The sequence below is a fragment of the Pseudomonas sp. SJZ074 genome (assembly GCF_007828215.1).
GTDB lineage: Bacteria > Pseudomonadota > Gammaproteobacteria > Pseudomonadales > Pseudomonadaceae > Aquipseudomonas.
On sequence record NZ_VIUE01000019.1, the window covers coordinates 98,965 to 116,140 of the forward strand.

The following is a 17,176-nucleotide window of genomic DNA, read 5'->3' on the forward strand; positions in this document are numbered from 1 at the left end:
TCGATGAGTTATTCGCATCTTACGTCTGTTATTTTGCCTGTATCGTCAATGAAGATTTTAAGGCGATCAGGATTTTTGAACTTGATATCAACACCGCCGGGTCTAACCAGTAGCACACTCACCGCTCCTGACGCTTGAGTGGCCTCGCTCGTGAGGCTGGGGGTTTCCATTGTATTGACCAAATGCTTTACGGCTGCTGCATCGCAGGCGGCCTGTGCATTCGCGGTTGCGCCCAGCAATAAAATCGATGTTAAGACCAATGATTTACTGATCATGACATTAAACTCCTTTTAATGAATAAGGCCCGTTTTGTTACGGGATGGACTTAGCCTGAGGAGTTTGGCCAACCGGATCTACTGTCAGCTATGACAGTTTTTTATAAGGTTTTGAAATTTACTTTCCTTTTTAATATTTTTTAATTAAAGCCGTCGAGGCGGCCTGAGGTGGCAGTTGCGTGCGGGTTCGCAGACTGAGGAAGAGACCAAACCCGGCAGGTCCGAAGGTCTCCCACACCCAACCGCCATAAAATGAACGCCGACAAGTTTGCCTGAGTTTTCATTCGACGGTGCAAGGTCTCATTCTCAATTTAGGGCTGTGAAACCCCGTCCCTGACCAAAGCCAGCGACGACCCTAACTATAGAGCGGATTCAGAGCGGATTTTTGACCCAGCAACCGACCTGTAGGACGCCCACAGTAGGTGTTTTCCTACGAGATTTTCAGAAGGGCAGGCGCGCAGCATTTCGCTGCTGCGGCGCCTGAGGCGATATCAGGTGTTGTGATCGATATCCAGCTTGCTGAACGTCACTTTTCCGCCTTCGCTGGTATAGCCCGTGTTGTCCTGCACGTACACACCAGCCTTGAAGTACAGCGGCTTGACCCGCCATGTAGAGCTGATGGTGGTGTACCAGCTACGACCCGCCGCGGTGATACCCAGGTCCCCGGTACGATCCAGGTGGATCCGGTAAGAGAACGCCTGAGAAAGTTTTACACCGCTGGCCACTGTGACGACCCGACCCTTGCTGTCATCGGGGCGCATGCGGACTTTGGCGACGATGTCGCCGGTGTCGCTGGCATCCTTGTACTGGTATTCCAGTTTCACCATGGGTTTGCTGCTGTCCTTGGCATGAATCTGACCGATCACGATCTTGCCGCTGCTGGGCACCTGGTTGACGACCAGGGTCGCGCTCAATTTATTGTCGGCCTCGGGGTACAACCAGTTGCGCAAGGTGCCGTCCCTGTAGGTCTCGCGCAATTCGCTGCGCGGGTAGATTGCGTTTTCTGTCTTGGTACCGGTGACGGGTGACCAGAAATACACCGTGCTGCCTTCGGAATTGAAATATTTATCCCGGAACCCATCCACCAGCCGAGGGGTTTCGATAGTCTTCGGCGGATTGCCTTCGGGGATGCTCAGGTTCCAGGTTGCAAGATCGACCATGTTCGGATCCTTTCCGAGAAGAAGAAATGATTTACGCCACAGCCGGAGGCTCTAAGACGCGATTTTGCTGAAGCCAGGAGGGGGCGCGAACGAGTATTTGGTACGCTCGTGCGGCGGAGGGGTGGCGTCAACAGTCCGTCAGAGTTGCATTTGCCGCTTTTGTGCCCGAGACAAATGACCGTTGGTCGGTCAGGTTGCTTTTTCCCGGAACAATTGGCATTTGACCATTTGGCTCTTCATTGCTTACAGACAAAAAAAGGCATCCGGAAACGGATGCCTTCAAGGATGGAGCAATAGTCAAAGAGCGGTGTGTTTGATTTCCAGCAGGCTGAACGACACTTTTCCACCTTCGGTGGGATAGCCGGTGTTGTCCTGCACGTACACACCCGCCTTGAAGTAAAGGGGCTTGTCCTTCCAACTCGGGTCGATGGTCGTTCTCCAGTTGTATCCCGCCGCGGTAATGCCCAGGGCACCCTTGGGGCTGAGATGGATCATGTAGGAGAAACTACGGTCGAGCTTCACGCCGGTGGCAACGGTGATGACCTGGCCGGTTTCGTCATCGGGACGCATCCGTACCTTGGCGACGATGTTGCCGGTGGCACTATAGGCCTTGTACTGGTATTCCAGTTTCACCATGGGGCTGGTGCTGTTCTTGGTATGGATCTGGCCAATCACGATTTTGCCGCTGCTGGGGACCTGGTTGACGGTCACCGTCGCTCGCAGGGTGTTGTCCGCCGCTGAGTACAGCCAGTTTCGCAGTGTGCCGTCGCTATAGGTTTCGCGCAGTTCGCTACGTGGGTAGATTGCGTTTTCGGTCCTGGTGCCGGTCACCGGTGCCCAGAAAAACACCGTGCCGGTTTCGGCGTTGAAGTACTGATCCTTGAACCCTTGCGCCAGGCGAGGGGTTTCGATAGTCATCGCCGGGCTGCCTTCGGGGATGCTCAAGTTCCAAGTGTTAAGGTCGATCATGTTCAGTTCCTGCAGTGAAATTTAGGCGCAACAACGCGAGGCTCTAGCCCGCGAGTTGGGGCGTCCTGATAGCACCGGTTTGAGCTTGTTGTTCTTGCGGCGAATGATTGACGTCAAGTGATCGTCACTGTGGTCTATTGCAGTTTCTGTGCCCGAGATGGGTGACCGTTAGTCGGCTATTTTGGGCATTGTCGGGATGATGGCGTGATGACACCTACTGCTTTTCAAAATCACGGTCTAGAGTGAGAGCACAGTATTTGTCTGTTTTGCTATGTGAAACGGACGTGGCGCCCCGATAAGAGAAGCAGCATGGAATGCGCGCAACCGACGCTTGGTGAAGACAGCTCCGTCCTTTTGATTGTTGATGATTACCCTGAAAACCTGCTCAGCATGCGGGCGTTGTTGCAGCGTCAGGATTGGCAGGTCATGACCGCTGCCTCGGGTGTCGAGGCCCTTAGTCTGCTGCTCGAACATGACATCGACTTGGTTCTGCTGGATGTGCAGATGCCGGATATGGACGGTTTCGAAGTGGCGCGCCTGATGCGTGGCAGCCAGCGCACGCGGCTCACGCCGATCATTTTCCTGACCGCCAACGAGCAATCCCAGGACGCGGTGATCAAGGGCTATGCCAGTGGCGCGGTGGACTATCTGTTCAAACCCTTCGATCCGCAGATCCTCAAGCCCAAGGTCCAGGCGTTGCTGGAGCACCAGCGCAATCGCCGTGCCCTGCAGCGCCTGAGCCAGGATCTGGAGGCGGCCAGGGCGTTCAATGCCTCGGTGCTGGATAACGCTGCCGAGGGGATCCTCGTGGTAGACGAGGTCGGTTGCATCCGCTTCGCCAACCCATCTACTTGCCGCCTGCTCAATGCAAAGGCGGAGCAGCTGCAGGGGACGCCGTTCCTGGATTACCTGCAGAAACCGCATATTCCCCAATGGGTCAATTCCGATATTCATGTCGCCTATTGCCGTGGCCAGACCTGGCGCCTGCATGATGCCGTCCTGCGTACCATGCCCGGTCAACAGGTGTCGGTGGCCTTGTCCTGCGCCCCGCTGCCTTCGGAACAGAAGGCTATGGTGGTGACGCTCCAAGACATGTCGGTGGTCCGGCATTTGCACCAGCAACTCCAGTTCCAGGCCGTCACGGATCCGCTGACGGGTTTGCTCAACCGCAGGGGGTTTTATCAGACCGCCGAAAACCTGTTGATGCGTAGCGAGCGGCTGGAAAGCAACTGGGTACTGCTGTACCTGGACCTCGATGGGTTCAAACGCGTCAACGACTCGTTGGGGCACGATGCCGGTGACCGGGTGTTGCGCTGGGTCTCGGAGCAGTTGAAAGCCTGCCTGCGCCCCTTCGACATCCTGGCGCGACTGGGCGGTGATGAGTTCACGGCCCTGCTGGACCTGGAGCACCCGGAGCAAGCGGCCAAGATTGCGGAAAAGCTCATTGAGCGGGTCGCGATCTGCCAGCAGATCGAAGGCATGGATGTGGCGTTGGGCGCCAGTATCGGCATTGCGACGTACCCGGATTGCGGCGCCAATCTTGACGGTTTGCTGCGTGCATCCGATATCGCCATGTACGAAGCCAAGCGTGCCGGCCGCCAGCAATACCGTTTCTATGACCACGAAATGAACGGTCGAGCCCGTTCACGGCTGATGCTCGAGGAAAGCGTGCGCTCGGCCATCGAGAACCGTGACTTCAATATGGTCTACCAGCCCCAGGTGAACCTTCACGATGGGCGGATTCGCGGCTTCGAAGCGTTATTGCGCTGGCAGCACCCGAGCGTCGGCGATGTGCCGCCGGGCCTGTTCCTGCCTTTGTTGGAGGAGGCGCGATTGATCAGCCGGTTGGGTAGCTGGATTTACCATCGCAGCGCGGCCCAGCGCAAAGTCTGGGAGCGGAATTTCGCCGATGACCTGGTGCTGGGCGTGAGCCTGAGCAGTACCCAGTTCGGCATGCCGAACCTGGTGACCGAGTTGCGTCAGGTCCTGGAGCGGCATGCTTTGAAACCCCGGCAACTCGAAGTCGAGGTGACCGAAGACGCGCTGATGCGCAATCCCGACGAAACCCAGAAGCAGTTGCGGCTGCTGCGCCACCTCGGGGTGCGGGTGGCGCTGGATGACTTCGGCTCGGGACCGTGCTCCCTGGCTCATTTGCGCGACCTTGAACTCGATACCCTCAAGCTCGACCGGCACCTGATCGCCCGATTGCCGGATTCTCCGCGGGATGCTGCCCTGGCAGCCTCGGTGATTGATCTATGCACGCAATTGGGCTTGCGGGTGATCGCTGAAGGCGTGGAAACCCTGGAGCAATATCGATGGCTCAAGGACCACGGTTGTGAATATGTGCAGGGCTTCCTGGTGGCGCGACCCTTGATGGCCGCAGACACCGATGCATTTGCCAAACCCTTTGACTGGAGCGCGCTAACCGTCTGAGTTCGTTACACTGGCGGTCTTTTCCCACAGTATTGCCGTCCGATGATCGCGCTCAAGTACCTCCAGGCCTACCCCGCCGCACTGCAAGCCCAGGTGCAGCAGTTGATTACCCAGGACCGCCTGGGTGATTACCTGCACCAGCGCTATCCGGGCCGACATCCGATCCAGAGCGACAAGGCTCTGTACACTTATGCGCTGGAGCTCAAGCAACAGTATCTGCGAAACGCGCCAGCCATGGATAAGGTGTTGTTCGACAACCGCCTCGACCTGACCCATCGCGCCCTCGGTCTGCACACTGCGGTTTCGCGGGTACAGGGTGGCAAGCTCAAGGCGAAGAAGGAAATCCGCATCGCGTCGTTGTTCAAGGACGCAGCACCCGAGTTCCTGAACATGATCGTGGTGCATGAACTGGCCCACTTCAAGGAATCGGACCACAACAAGGCGTTCTACCAACTCTGCGAGCACATGCTGCCGGGCTATCACCAATTGGAGTTCGACCTGCGGGTGTACCTGACCTGGCGCGATCTGCAACAACCGAAGGAGTGACCGGATGGATGTCAGCAAGACCAAGAGCAGCTTCTATCGCCGCTTGTATGTGGCTTACCTGATCGACAGTGGCCTGGCCAGCAATGTCCCGGCGCTCATTGACGTGACCGGCATGCCGCGACGCACTGCCCAGGACACCGTCGCGGCGCTGGCGGACCTGGATATCGTGTGCGAGTTCGAACAACAGGAAGGTGCTCGCAACCATGCCGGGAGCTATCGGATCCGCGATTGGGGGGCGATAGATCGAGGATGGATCGAGGTCAATCTGCAGCGGATCAAGGCGGTGCTTGAATACCCCTGATATGGATAGTGGCTTTACTGGCCTCATCGCGAGCAGGCTCGCTCCCACAGGGGTAGGCATTCCAATGTGGGAGCGGGCTTGCTCGCGAAGGGGGCCTCAGGGCCGATGCATCCCTATGTGCGGGATACCATCTTCCAGGTATTCGACCCCCACCACTTCGAACCCATACCGCCCGTAATATCCCTGCAGATGCGCCTGCGCCGACAATGAAATCGACGTTCCGGGCCAATGCTTCTCGGCGTGCTTGAGCCCATGCTCCATCAACGTGTGACCCAACCCCTGGCCCCGTGCCTCTGGGGCGATGATCACGCGGCCGATCACCACGTCGCTGTTCTGCGAATGAGGATCGAGCAGGCGCAGATAGGCCACGAGGTGGTTATCCCGCCAGGCCATCAGGTGGAAGGTATCGCCCTCCAGGTCCAGCCCATCGACGTCCGGATAGGCGCAGTTCTGCTCGACGACGAACACGTCGGCGCGCAATTTGAGAATGGCGTACAGCTGTTCCTTGCTCAGGTCACTGTGGTGTTTGCAGACCCAATCGATGTCCATTTTCTGAATTTCCTGATAAACCCGATGCCGATATTAAGTGCGCTGTGTTTGGATGTCTCTTTCCCGGGCGAGCGAAAATCTGTGATAAGGACCAAATTGCCATCATTCTTCTTTCGCAGCATTGTCGTCTTTATGTAATCTTCGTCCAAGCGCTGCGTAGCGGTTTCAATGAGCTAATGTTAGGTCGGATGTCTCTGTTTATCCCCCGAGTTTCGGCTAAAACATGAGCTTCGCAACCTTCAAGGATGTATGGCATGCCGCAATTGCATCGAGCTCTTGTTTTGATCGGGTTGCTGTTGCTGGGTCACAACGCCTGTGCGCAGAAATTGCGCCTGGTTGCGGATGGCTGGCCGCCTTTTACCGACTCGACGCTGGTCAATGGCGGCCTGGCGACCGATATCGTCAGCACCGCCCTGGCGCGTGCCGGCTATGCCACCGAATTCGAACAGGTACCCTGGGCCCGGGCGATGCTGGGCATCGGTGAGGGGCGTTATGACGTGCTGGTCAATGCCTGGTACAGCGAAGAGCGCACGCATATAGGCCAGTTTTCGGCTGAATACCTGCTCAACCGCGTGCGCTTCCTCAAGCGCAAGGAAACTTCGATCCAGTTTGACAGCCTGCAACAACTCTACGACTACCCGATCGCAGTGGTTCGCGGTTATGCCTATTCCAAGACGTTCGATGAGAACCAGCAACTGCAGAAAGTCCCCGTGCATAACTTTGCGATGGCGGTGCGCATGGTCGCTGCAGACCGCGTGAAGCTGACCCTGGAAGACGAATATGTCGCTCGTTATTACCTGGCCCGCGAATCGCCCAAGGTGCGCAATTCCGTTGAGTTCCTGCCCAAGCCGTTGAGCGAAAACAGCCTGCATATCCTGGTCAGCCTGAAGAACCCGGAGCATGAGCAGATCGTGGCGGGGTTCGATCGGGAAATCGCGGCGATGAAGGCTGATGGGAGTTATGCACGGATCATGGAAATGCACGGTATGTGAGCGGGTTTTGCGGCGCTCGCGATGGGGCCCGATTGACCGCCGCAGCTTTCAGGCCTCGCTTGTATCCTTGATCAGATGCGCCGCCAGGGTCCGCAGCGGTCCAAGCTGACGGCAGATCAACGCCAGTTGCGTCTGTACCAGCCGTTGGCCCTCATCGATTTCGTCAGGCATCTGTTCGAGCTCGTTGGCCAGGGCTTCTTCCTCGTCACTCTGGATCATGATCGACGTTTTGGTTGCCAGGCCTTGGGCGATTTCGTCGATGCTGGAAGCCAGTTTCGTCCCCGCACCGTCTATCAACTGCTCGCGCACATCCGTTGGCAGTTCGGTACCCCGGTGGGCCCCGAGGCCCGACAGGTAGCTGAGCAAGGTATGGGACAGCACCAGGAAGCGGAAGCCGACGTCGGCTTCCTTACGGAAGTGCCCCGGCTCCATCAGCATGTTCGCCAGCGTCGTGGACAACGCAGCGTCGGCGTTGTGGGCGTTGCGTCGGGCCAGGCGATAGGCCAGGTCGTCACTTTTGCCGGCGGCGTATTGCTGCATGATCTGGCGCAGATAGATGCTGTTGCAGGTCAGCGTGTTGGCCAGGACCTTGTTCAGTCGCCGGCCCTGCCAGTCCGGCAGGAAGAGGAATACCGCCAGGCCGGCGATCAGGCTGCCGAGCAAGGTATCGAACAGCCGTGGCAGCAACAGCCCGTAGCCATCGCCGACCTGATTGAAGCAGAACAACACCATGACTGTGATCGCCGCCGTCGCCAGGGTGTAGCGAGTCGTGCGGTTGGTGAAGAACACCACCCCTGCGGCAATGGCGAAGCTCGACTGCACCAGCGGGCTGGGGAACAGGTCGAACAGCGCCCAGGCCACGGTCAGGCCAATGGCGGTGCCGATGATCCGCTGGCCGAGTTTGCGTCGGGTGGCGCCGTAGTTGGGTTGGCAGACGAACAGTGTGGTGAGCACGATCCAGTAGCCCTGGGACGGGTGGATCCAGTGCACCATCGCGTAGCCGACGCTCAGTGCCAGGGGCAGACGCAAGGCATGGCGGAACAGCAGCGAGGTCGGCGTGAGCTGTGTGCGCAGGCGTAGCCAGACGTCCTTGAGGTTGCGCGGTGAGCGGTCCAGCAAGCTGCTGTCGGTGGCGTCGGCCAGGGCGTCAGGGTTGCTGGCGTCGCTGAGTAAGCGGTCAAGCGTGCCGAGGTTCGCCGACAAGGCCCGCAACGAACGCAGCAGGCCACGCCACGCCGGATTGCTCTGGATGCGCAAGTGTTCCAGAGACGCATGCAGGTCATTCAAGGCCTCGGCGAAGCGATCGTCGTAGACGAACGGCTGGCGCATCTGGATCGACTCGGCCAGCGCCTGACAGGCCTTGCCTTGCTGGCGCAACAGGCGCTGGCAGCGGAACAGTACGTCGCTGTGGAAGAACGCCTCGGCGAGGGCGTTGTAGGGATAGTGGGAGGAGCTGGCGCGCTCATGGATGTCCTGGGCAAGGAAGTACAGCTTCAGGTAACGGCTGACCTTCGAGCCCGGCCGGCCATTGCCGACACGGTGCAGGATGATTTCCTTCGCCGCGTTGAGGGCCGCTACCACGCGGCCATTCTGCTGGGCCAGCTCCAGGCGTCGGGCTTCGATATCCAGTTGGCGGACCGGTTCGAGCAGCGACGATTTGAGTTTCAGGTAACGCCCCAGCTCGCGGAACAATCGCGCCAGGCTCTGTTGTACCGGCTGGTTGGAAAACAAGACATGCCACAGCACCGAGAGCATGCCGTACCACGCGGCGCCGGCCACCAACAGCAAGGGTTCGTGCCAGAAATCGGTGACGGCGCCACCGCGCTGGTCCACACCGATCACGGTGTAGACCGACAGGATCAGGGTGGCCGAGGCAATCGCGCCATAGCGTTCGCCCAGGGCGCCGAGCATGGTCAGGCCGAAACTCGCCAGGGCAAACGCGACGATGAAGAGAATCGGATAGGGGAACAGCAGCTCCACCGACAATGCCGCGACGGTGAAGCAGACCAGGGTCACGGCGAGCGCATTGAGGCGGCCCTGCCAGTTGTCGTCGGTCTCGGCCAGGGCGCTGGCGATGATGCCCAGGAACAAGGGAATCAACAGGGTCATCTCGTCCAGGTACCAGCACAGCGTCATGCTGCCGGTCAGGGCGATGAACACCCGCACGCTATAACTGAATTTATCCAACGCCCAGAGGCGACGCAAAGACTGACGGAACGAGGTCGATGACATGAAATGCAAGGGCCTGACGGGCGATGACACTAAATTGAGGCAGTAATGACGCCGACGCAATGGCGGCGATCACATCTGGCAGCAAAAAGTGTTCCGGGGGCACCACCAACCACTGTGGGAGCGGGCTTGCTCGCGAATACGGTGTGTCAGCCAGCACCGAATTGACTGATTCACCGTATTCGCGAGCAAGCCCGCTCCCACATTTTGATCTGTGTTGTGTCAGACGTATTGCGCGGCTGCATAGCCCGAAGCCCAGGCCCACTGGAAGTTGAACCCGCCCAGGTGACCGGTCACGTCCAGCACTTCGCCGATGAAGTACAGCCCGGGGCTTTTCAGCGATTCCATGGTCTTGGACGAGACTTCCCGGGTGTCGACGCCACCCAGGGTGACCTCGGCGGTGCGATAGCCTTCGGTGCCGGCCGGGATGACGTTCCAGCTCGCCAGTTTCTCGGCAATGTCCGCCAGTTCCCCGTGGGTGTATTGCTTCATGGGTTTGGAGACGAACCAGCTGTCGGCCAGCAGGTTGGCCATCTTCTTGGTGAACAACTCGCCCAAGAGGGTTTTCAGCTCACTGTTGGGGCGTTCGGCCTGCTGTTGTTGCAGCCATTGGGGCACGTCGTGGTCCGGCAGCAGGTTGATCTGCACCGTATCCCCCGGCTCCCAGAACGACGAAATCTGCAGGATCGCCGGGCCGCTGAGGCCACGGTGGGTGAACAGAATGTTCTCCCGGAAGCTCTGCTCGTTGCAGCTCACCAGGCAATCGACCGACGTGCCCGAGAGTTCGGTACACAAGGCCTTGAGCTGATCGGTAATGGTGAACGGCACCAGGCCGGCGCGGGTTGGTAACAGCTGGTGGCCGAACTGCCTGGCAACCTGATAGCCGAAACCGGTCGCACCCAGGGTCGGGATCGACAGTCCACCGGTGGCGATCACCAGGGACTGGCAGGCGATGGTGCCGAGGGTGGTTTGCAGCAAATAGCCGCCGTCGGTTTTCTCGATGTGCTCAATCGAGGTATCCAGGTGCAGGTTGACCCCGACCTGTTCGCACTCGTCCAGGAGCAGGCCGAGAATGTCGCTGGACTTGTTATCGCAGAACAGCTGGCCGAGTTTCTTTTCGTGATAGGGCACGCCGTGCTTGGCTACCAGGGCGATGAAATCCCACTGGGTGTAGCGGGCCAGGGCCGATTTGCAGAAGTGTGGGTTCTGCGAGAGGAAGTTGCCCGGTTCGGTATACATATTGGTGAAATTGCAGCGTCCACCGCCGGACATGAGGATTTTCTTGCCGGCTTTGTTGGCATGGTCCAGCAACATCACTTGCCGTCCGCGCCCCGCGGCGGTCAGCGCGCACATCAACCCTGCGGCGCCAGCGCCAATGATCACGACTTCGGTAGAGCGCAAAACGGTGTCCTCTTATGTGTCACCACAAAACCCAGTGTGGGAGCGAGCCTGCTCGCGATGGCGGACTGTCAGACAACATCAATGTTGAATGCTCCGGCGTCATCGCGAGCAGGCTCGCTCCCACAGGGAATCTCACTGAATCCAAGGTCGGTTACAAAATCCGCACCCGCAACGAGCGTCCCTTGATCTTGCCTTCGTTCAGACGCTTGAGGGCCTGTTTGGCGATCCCGCGCTCCACGGCCACGTATGCCTGGAAATCGAAAATCGCGATCTTGCCGACCTGTGTGCCGGGTATGCCCGCATCGCCGGTCAGGGCGCCCAGAATGTCGCCGGGGCGAACCTTGTCCTTACGACCGGCGGCGATGCACAGGGTGCTCATGGCCGGCAGCAGCGGGCCACCGCCCTGGGGCTTGAGGTTGTCCAACTGGTCCCAGCTCAGCGGCGCCTTCTGCAGTTGTTCGATGGCTTGGGCGCGGTGGGCTTCGGACGGCGCTACCAGGCTGATGGCAACACCGGTTTCGCCGGCGCGGCCGGTACGGCCGACGCGGTGGATATGGATTTCCGAGTCCCGGGCCAATTCGACGTTGATCACCATGTCCAGGGCATCGATATCGAGGCCGCGGGCCGCCACATCGGTAGCCACCAGCACCGACGTGCTGCGGTTGGCGAACATCGCCAGCACCTGGTCGCGGTCGCGTTGTTCCAGGTCGCCATGCAGGCCGACGGCGGAAATGCCTTTGGACGTCAGGTGATCGACGGTTTCCTGGACCTGCTGCTTGGTGAAGCAGAACGCCACGCAGGAGGCCGGGCGGAAATGCGCCAGTACCTTGACCACCGCGTCCATGCGCGCCTCGGGCGAAATCTCGTAGAACCGCTGTTCGATCTGCGCGTCGGAATGCAGTGCCTCAGCCTTCACCTGTTGTGGGTCACGCATGAACTTGGACGACAGTTGCTTGATGCCCACCGGGTAGGTAGCGGAGAACAGCAGCGTCTGGCGACGCTCCGGGGTCTGTTGGATGATGTCTTCGATGGCGTCGTAGAAACCCATGTCGAGCATGCGGTCTGCTTCGTCGAGGATCAGCGTGTTGAGGCCGTCGAGTACCAGTGAGCCCTTGCGCAGGTGCTGCTGGATGCGTCCCGGGGTACCGACGATGATATGGGCGCCGTGTTCGAGGGAGGCGATCTGCGGGCCGAAGGAGACGCCGCCACACAGGGTCAGGACCTTGATGTTGTCCTCTGCGCGGGCCAGGCGACGGATTTCCTTGGCGACCTGGTCGGCCAACTCGCGGGTCGGGCACATGACCAGCGCCTGGCAGCCGAAGTAGCGCGGATTGATCGGGTTCAGCAGGCCGATACCGAACGCCGCGGTCTTGCCACTGCCGGTCTTGGCCTGGGCGATCAGGTCCAGGCCCTTGAGGATCACCGGCAAGCTTTGCGCCTGGATCGGCGTCATTTGGGCATAACCGAGTGATTCGAGGTTAGCCAGCATGGCGGCGGACAGCGGCAACGTGTTGAAAGCGGTGGCAATGGTGGTCACGGGGCAGGCCTGCAAAACAAAATGTCGCGCAGTGTAGCAGCCTCGTGCCACTTTCTTCGAAAGTTCTGGACGAGCAGTGCTGTGCCTGGAGCTTTTCAGACCGTTAGGTGACCCACCCTGTGGCGAGGGGATAAATCCCCTCGCCACAACAACCCTAAAGACCCATTTAGTGCTCGATATGTTCGTCGTGACGCTTCTGCCGCCGCCCATCCTGCTTGGACAACTGGGAAAAAATCGTCGCCGCCAGCATCGCCATGACGCCCACCGTCACGAAGGTCAGCTGGAACGCGCCCAGCACCGTCTCCACCCCGTCGTTGCCCACTTGGGCGGTAAAACCGCCGAGCAAGGCGCCGGCGCAGGCCACGCCGAGACTCAGGGACAGTTGCGCTACCACGGACAACAGGCTGTTGCCGCTGCTGGCGCTGGCGTCGTCCAGGTCGATCAGGGTCACCGTGTTCATCGCTGTGAATTGCAGCGAGTTGATCGCCCCCAGTACCGCCAGCTGCGCCAAGAGCAGCCAGTACGGGGTCTGCTCGCTGACCAATCCCATGCTCGCCAGCATCACCCCCAAAGCCAGGGTGTTCCCGGTCAGAACGATGCGATAGCCCAGGCGCTCGATCAAGGGCCGGGCCACGGATTTGGCGACCATGGCCGCCGCCGCCAGGGGCAGCATGCTCATCCCGGCCTGGGATGGCGAATAACCCAGGGCCACTTGCAGCAGCAGCGGCACCAGGAAGGGCAGGGCGCCGCTGCCCAGGCGGGCGAACAGGTTGCCAAGAATGCCCACGGCGAAAGTCCGGGTCTTGAACAGCGACGGCGCGAACAGCGGATTCTCGATGTGTCCGGCCCGCAACCAATAAGCCGCCAGGCAGGCCATGCCGCCGAACAGCAGCAACATCACCCGCAGGTGCGGCAAGTGCAGTTCGCCGAGGCCTTCCATGGCGATGGTGATCAACACCATCGCCGCGCCGAACAGCAGGAAGCCCACGCCGTCAAAGCGGGTGCGCTCGCTGCCGCGCAGGTCGGGGATGAATTTCCACACCGCGTAGCAGCCGATCATCCCCACCGGCAGGTTGATGATGAAGATCCAGTGCCAGGTCAGGTATTGCACCATCCAGCCGCCCATGGTCGGGCCGATCAGCGGACCGAGCAGGCCGGGAATGGTGATGAAACCCATGATCCGCACCAGTTCCGAGCGTGGGTAGGCCCGCAGTACCACCAGTCTGCCCACTGGCAGCATCAGTGCGCCGCCCAGACCCTGAACCACCCGGGCGCCGACCAGCATCGTCAGGGAACTGGACAAGGCGCACAGCAGCGAGCCGAAGCTGAACAACAGGATCGCGCCGAAGAAGATTTTCTTGGTACCGAAGCGGTCGGCGATCCAGCCCGAGGCCGGGATCAGCAGCGCCACGGTGAGCATGTAGGCGATGATCACGCCCTGCATGCGCAACGGGTTCTCCGCCAGGTCACTGGCCATGGCGGGCAGGGCGGTATTGAGGATCGTCCCGTCGAGGGACTGCATGAAGAACGCGATCGCCACGACCCACGGAAGCCAGCGGGCGGTGGTTGCGTCGAGCGGTGCACGGTTGGGCATGGGGCCTCTTGTATGGCGTGTTGAAACGGGCGAACACTGTTCCTGTGGCGAGGGGATAAATCCCCTCGCCACAAGTAACCCCCTTCACGGGTGTGAGTAGGGTTGGGTTTACAACGTCAAAGTCAACCGCTTGACCAGCGCCCCCGGCAACAGCATCGAGGCCGTGGCCCGTTGGCTGTAGGTGCTGGCCGAGAGCAGGAGTTCCCGCTCCCGGGTCAGGCTTTCGAGCTGCGAGCCGAGCAGGCTGTAGACGCTGTCGTCGAAGCGCATGGTGCTGACCGGTGCCTGGATCTGGCCGTTCTCGACCCAGAACGTGGCGAAGCGGGTCATGCCGGTCAGTCGTGCGGCGGGTTGGTCCGAGTAGTTCAGGTACCAGAGGTTGCTGATGTACAAACCGGTGCCAAGGCGCTCGAGAATGTCTTTCTGCTCCAGCTGGCCTTCCTGCATGACCAGCGCCGTGGGGTATTCGTAGCTGCTCGCACCGTTGGCGGTGAGGCCGTATTCGGCGGCGCTGCGGGAATTGATCAAGCGGGCATCGGCCGTGCCCTTGACGATCAGCGCCAGGTCGTCGCGCGGATAGCCTTCATCGGAAAACGCCGGGCTCAAGGAGCCGCTGACCTGCTCGCTCAGCCCTACGACGGGGCTGAAGGTAGACTCGTCGGCATAGAACTTCTGCAACGGGCTCTGTTTGCTGGCAATCGCCCTGGCCGAGAACCCGCCCCAACTGAGCATGCCCATGATCTCTTCCAGGGCGGCCGGTGCCAGGTAGGCGCGATACTCACCGGGCGGCAATGTGCGCAGCGGCCGACCAAGAAACGCCAGTTGCTCACGGGCCTGGGCAAAGCGTTTGGCAAATCCTTCGCTGCTCCATTCATGCCCAGCGTAACTGGCTTTCACCGCCTGGCCGTTTTCATGGAACAGGCTGAAGTCGAAGTTGAAGCTGTTGGCCTGATGCCAGCCAAAGGCCCCCGAAGAACTGGCAAAACCGCGGCTGATGGGCCCGGCGGCGTAGAAGCCCACCAAGTCCAGGCCTTCGGCGGCCCGAGCGATTTCGGCTACGGCCTGTTCGGTTTCCGGCAGCGGATGGTCCTGCACATTGTTGCTTTGCCAGTGATTGTGGTTGAGCAGCAGGTAAGGATCCCGGGGCAGCAGCGGCAGGGTATCGCGCAGTTGCTGCAGGCCTTCGCTCAAGCGTTGCAGGTCGGTTTCGGTCTCGCCGGACAAGGTGATCTGCAGATCGGCATGGCGCCCGTCGTCGATCAGTTTGAAGTTCACATTGGCCTGTTGCACCTGCCCGGCCTGGCGCACCTTGCCATGGTTGAAACGCACGAAGGCCGAGGACTCCGCAGCGTAGCCCAGGGTGAATTGTTCAGGCCCCTGCAGCGCAGCGCGTAGCCAGTCGACCAGCGTCTTGAACGCTCCGGCCTGATTGTTGACGGTACTCATCAAGCGTCCCCCCCAAACACATCAACGTTGCTGAACACGCAGGCTGGCGACGCATGGCCGACGCGGATGACCTGGTTCGGCTCGCCCTTGCCGCAGTTCGGCGTGCCCAGCACCTGGGAGGTACTGGCATCGCCCACGGCCCGCAGGCTCTTCCAGAATTGCGCGGAAATGCCCCGGTAGTTGGGATTCTTCACCACACTCTTGAGCTCGCCGTTCTCGATCAGTTGGCCCCATTCGCAGCCGAACTGGAATTTGTTGCGGGCATCGTCGATGGACCAGGAGCGGTTGGTGCGCATCAGCACGCCGTGCTCGATGCCCTGGATCAACTGTTCCAGGGGCTGATCGCCCGGCTCGATGTTCAGATTGGCCATGCGGTCGATGGGTGGGCGGTTCCAGCCGCAGGCGCGGCTGTTGGCGACACCGTCCAGGCCGGCGCGAAACTGTGACAGCGCGCCGCCCAATGGGCGCAGCAGCAAGCCTTCGCGGATGAGGAACTGTTTGCTGGCGGGGCTGCCGTCGTCGTCATGGCTGTAGCTCGCCAGTTCCTCGGGAATGTCCGGGTCGAACGTCACGTTCAGCAGGTTGGAGCCGTACTGCAAATGGCCGAAGTCGCTGGTCTTGACGAAGCTGGTGCCGGCGTAGTTGCGCTCATCCCCCAGGATGCGGTCCAGCTCCAGCGGGTGGCCGATGGACTCATGGATCTGCAGCATCATCTGGTCTGGCATCAACAGCAGGTCCCGCGGGCCTTGCGGTGTGTTCGGCGCCATCAGCAATTGCAGAGCCTGATCGGCGATTTTCGGCCCCGCACCGATGAGGCCGCAACGGTTGATCACATCGAAGCCACCTTGCTGGCCGAAATTCTCGCGGCCCAGGGTGCGGGTCTGGCTGTCATGTCCGTCGAAGGCGGTGACGTCCAGGGCCGGGTAGATGAAACGCTGGGCCTGGCGCAGTTCGGCGCCGGCGCTGTTGAGGTAGATCTGCTCGACCTGGGTCAGGCCAATGCTGACCTGCCAGTTCACCAGGCGCTCGTCCTGGGGTACCGCCGCCGATTCGTCGCCGAGCAATTGGTAGCAATCGCTCAGGGAGGGGAACGCCTGGTCGAAATGCGGCGAGAAGTAATCGGCGCGGTCGCTGGCAACCGCCTGCTCGCGCAGGTCGAGCAGAGCTTGGGGCTTGAGCCGACGGGCGCGTTGCTCGGCTTGTTCGAGCGCTGCTTGCAGGCCGGCCTGGGACAGGTCGTTGGTGGCCGCATAGGCTTCGACACCGTTGACCCGCACGGTGAGCATCGCCCCTTCGTCACGGCCCAGGCTGGGCGGTTCGGCGATGTTCTTGCGCACCGACAGGTGCTGGCCGGATTCGCGCACGTAACGCAGGGAAAAGAATTCAGCGCCCGTGCGCAAGGCAGCAAAACGCTGCTTGAGCTGGGGATGGAAGTCGAACATGAAACCTCCTTGTCTGGAGTGGCAGTGCAGCGAGGTGCGGTGCATTGACGCGGCGGCTCTAGAGTAGGCCTGGGCGGGAGAGGGATCAAGGTAGAAAGGAATACTGAGTGTCAGGGCTACCGCCATCGCGAGCAGGCTCGCTCCCACACTGGATCGGTAGTGGGGCACAAAATTTGTGTCCACCGAGGAACCCTGTGGGAGCGGGCTTGTTCTGGTCAAGTTTTTCCGGACACCGATTACGGTGATCAAGCTGCCTGCTGCTCCATGGCTATTGGCGGCAGGTAGTTGTTATGGCTGTGGAG

The 17,176-nt window shown here is 60.4% G+C and carries 14 protein-coding genes; 4 read left to right on the top strand and 10 right to left on the bottom strand.

Annotated features, from left to right (window positions below; all coding sequences use genetic code 11):
• Window positions 1-8: 8 nt before the first annotated feature.
• The 3 genes from FBX99_RS19290 to FBX99_RS19300 all read right to left on the bottom strand — a co-directional run bounded on the left by FBX99_RS19290 (window position 9) and on the right by FBX99_RS19300 (window position 2,404).
• The gene (locus FBX99_RS19290) at window positions 9-275 is read right to left on the bottom strand and encodes an I78 family peptidase inhibitor (RefSeq protein WP_144926327.1); all 267 of its coding nucleotides are present in this window, start codon (window positions 273-275) and stop codon (window positions 9-11) included.
• A 491-nt stretch (window positions 276-766) separates the two neighbouring features.
• Complete coding sequence (locus FBX99_RS19295; RefSeq protein WP_144926330.1) at window positions 767-1,435, bottom strand: polysaccharide lyase family 7 protein; 669 nt, start codon at window positions 1,433-1,435, stop codon at window positions 767-769.
• A 297-nt stretch (window positions 1,436-1,732) separates the two neighbouring features.
• Window positions 1,733-2,404: a polysaccharide lyase family 7 protein gene (locus FBX99_RS19300; protein WP_144926333.1), complete on the bottom strand. Its 672-nt coding sequence runs from the start codon at window positions 2,402-2,404 to the stop codon at window positions 1,733-1,735.
• A gap of 309 nt (window positions 2,405-2,713) precedes the next feature.
• Between FBX99_RS19300 and FBX99_RS19305 the strand changes: the two genes are divergently transcribed.
• The 3 genes from FBX99_RS19305 to FBX99_RS19315 are packed head-to-tail and all read left to right on the top strand — an operon-like array spanning window position 2,714 to window position 5,684.
• A complete protein-coding gene (locus tag FBX99_RS19305; RefSeq protein ID WP_144926336.1) occupies window positions 2,714-4,837 on the top strand; it encodes a bifunctional diguanylate cyclase/phosphodiesterase in 2,124 nt (707 codons plus the stop codon).
• 42 nt (window positions 4,838-4,879) lie between these two features.
• Window positions 4,880-5,383 (top strand): YgjP-like metallopeptidase domain-containing protein, encoded by a 504-nt coding sequence (locus FBX99_RS19310; protein WP_144926338.1) that lies wholly within the window; start codon window positions 4,880-4,882, stop codon window positions 5,381-5,383.
• Window positions 5,384-5,387: 4 nt separating this feature from the next.
• Window positions 5,388-5,684 (top strand): helix-turn-helix domain-containing protein, encoded by a 297-nt coding sequence (locus FBX99_RS19315; RefSeq protein ID WP_144926341.1) that lies wholly within the window; start codon window positions 5,388-5,390, stop codon window positions 5,682-5,684.
• Window positions 5,685-5,780: 96 nt separating this feature from the next.
• On the opposite strand, the gene FBX99_RS19320 is transcribed toward FBX99_RS19315, so the two are convergent.
• Window positions 5,781-6,233 carry a GNAT family N-acetyltransferase gene (locus FBX99_RS19320; RefSeq protein ID WP_047702387.1) on the bottom strand — a complete coding sequence of 151 codons (453 nt, stop codon included), beginning with the start codon at window positions 6,231-6,233 and terminating at the stop codon, window positions 5,781-5,783.
• A 254-nt stretch (window positions 6,234-6,487) separates the two neighbouring features.
• On the opposite strand from FBX99_RS19320, the gene FBX99_RS19325 reads away from it, so the two are divergent.
• The gene (locus FBX99_RS19325) at window positions 6,488-7,225 is read left to right on the top strand and encodes an ABC transporter substrate-binding protein (protein ID WP_047702386.1); all 738 of its coding nucleotides are present in this window, start codon (window positions 6,488-6,490) and stop codon (window positions 7,223-7,225) included.
• A 48-nt stretch (window positions 7,226-7,273) separates the two neighbouring features.
• On the opposite strand, the gene yccS is transcribed toward FBX99_RS19325, so the two are convergent.
• From yccS to FBX99_RS19360, 6 genes are all read right to left on the bottom strand, one after another.
• A complete protein-coding gene (gene yccS / locus FBX99_RS19330; RefSeq protein ID WP_144926344.1) occupies window positions 7,274-9,457 on the bottom strand; it encodes a YccS family putative transporter in 2,184 nt (727 codons plus the stop codon).
• Window positions 9,458-9,676: 219 nt separating this feature from the next.
• Window positions 9,677-10,855: an NAD(P)/FAD-dependent oxidoreductase gene (locus tag FBX99_RS19340; RefSeq protein ID WP_144926349.1), complete on the bottom strand. Its 1,179-nt coding sequence runs from the start codon at window positions 10,853-10,855 to the stop codon at window positions 9,677-9,679.
• A gap of 151 nt (window positions 10,856-11,006) precedes the next feature.
• Window positions 11,007-12,344 (bottom strand): ATP-dependent RNA helicase DbpA, encoded by a 1,338-nt coding sequence (gene dbpA / locus FBX99_RS19345; protein ID WP_256662505.1) that lies wholly within the window; start codon window positions 12,342-12,344, stop codon window positions 11,007-11,009.
• Window positions 12,345-12,558: 214 nt separating this feature from the next.
• Window positions 12,559-13,986 carry a multidrug transporter subunit MdtD gene (mdtD, locus tag FBX99_RS19350; protein WP_144926355.1) on the bottom strand — a complete coding sequence of 476 codons (1,428 nt, stop codon included), beginning with the start codon at window positions 13,984-13,986 and terminating at the stop codon, window positions 12,559-12,561.
• A gap of 108 nt (window positions 13,987-14,094) precedes the next feature.
• Window positions 14,095-15,432 (bottom strand): TldD/PmbA family protein, encoded by a 1,338-nt coding sequence (locus tag FBX99_RS19355; RefSeq protein WP_144926358.1) that lies wholly within the window; start codon window positions 15,430-15,432, stop codon window positions 14,095-14,097.
• A complete protein-coding gene (locus FBX99_RS19360) occupies window positions 15,432-16,874 on the bottom strand; it encodes a TldD/PmbA family protein (protein WP_145132566.1) in 1,443 nt (480 codons plus the stop codon). Before FBX99_RS19360 ends, FBX99_RS19355 begins: the two co-directional genes overlap by 1 nt.
• Window positions 16,875-17,176 lie beyond the last annotated feature (302 nt).

What these genes read in the sequence shown, in the direction of transcription:
- FBX99_RS19310 (WP_144926338.1), top strand. Translation starts at nt 4,880, where the DNA reads ATGATCGCGCTCAAGTACCTCCAGGCCTACCCCGCCGCACTGCAAGCC.
- FBX99_RS19355 (WP_144926358.1), bottom strand. Translation starts at nt 15,432, where the DNA reads ATGAGTACCGTCAACAATCAGGCCGGAGCGTTCAAGACGCTGGTCGAC.
- FBX99_RS19315 (WP_144926341.1), top strand. Translation starts at nt 5,388, where the DNA reads ATGGATGTCAGCAAGACCAAGAGCAGCTTCTATCGCCGCTTGTATGTG.
- FBX99_RS19360 (WP_145132566.1), bottom strand. Translation starts at nt 16,874, where the DNA reads ATGTTCGACTTCCATCCCCAGCTCAAGCAGCGTTTTGCTGCCTTGCGC.
- FBX99_RS19300 (WP_144926333.1), bottom strand. Translation starts at nt 2,404, where the DNA reads ATGATCGACCTTAACACTTGGAACTTGAGCATCCCCGAAGGCAGCCCG.
- dbpA (WP_256662505.1), bottom strand. Translation starts at nt 12,344, where the DNA reads ATGCTGGCTAACCTCGAATCACTCGGTTATGCCCAAATGACGCCGATC.
- FBX99_RS19290 (WP_144926327.1), bottom strand. Translation starts at nt 275, where the DNA reads ATGATCAGTAAATCATTGGTCTTAACATCGATTTTATTGCTGGGCGCA.
- FBX99_RS19305 (WP_144926336.1), top strand. Translation starts at nt 2,714, where the DNA reads ATGGAATGCGCGCAACCGACGCTTGGTGAAGACAGCTCCGTCCTTTTG.
- FBX99_RS19295 (WP_144926330.1), bottom strand. Translation starts at nt 1,435, where the DNA reads ATGGTCGATCTTGCAACCTGGAACCTGAGCATCCCCGAAGGCAATCCG.
- mdtD (WP_144926355.1), bottom strand. Translation starts at nt 13,986, where the DNA reads ATGCCCAACCGTGCACCGCTCGACGCAACCACCGCCCGCTGGCTTCCG.
- FBX99_RS19325 (WP_047702386.1), top strand. Translation starts at nt 6,488, where the DNA reads ATGCCGCAATTGCATCGAGCTCTTGTTTTGATCGGGTTGCTGTTGCTG.
- FBX99_RS19320 (WP_047702387.1), bottom strand. Translation starts at nt 6,233, where the DNA reads ATGGACATCGATTGGGTCTGCAAACACCACAGTGACCTGAGCAAGGAA.
- yccS (WP_144926344.1), bottom strand. Translation starts at nt 9,457, where the DNA reads ATGTCATCGACCTCGTTCCGTCAGTCTTTGCGTCGCCTCTGGGCGTTG.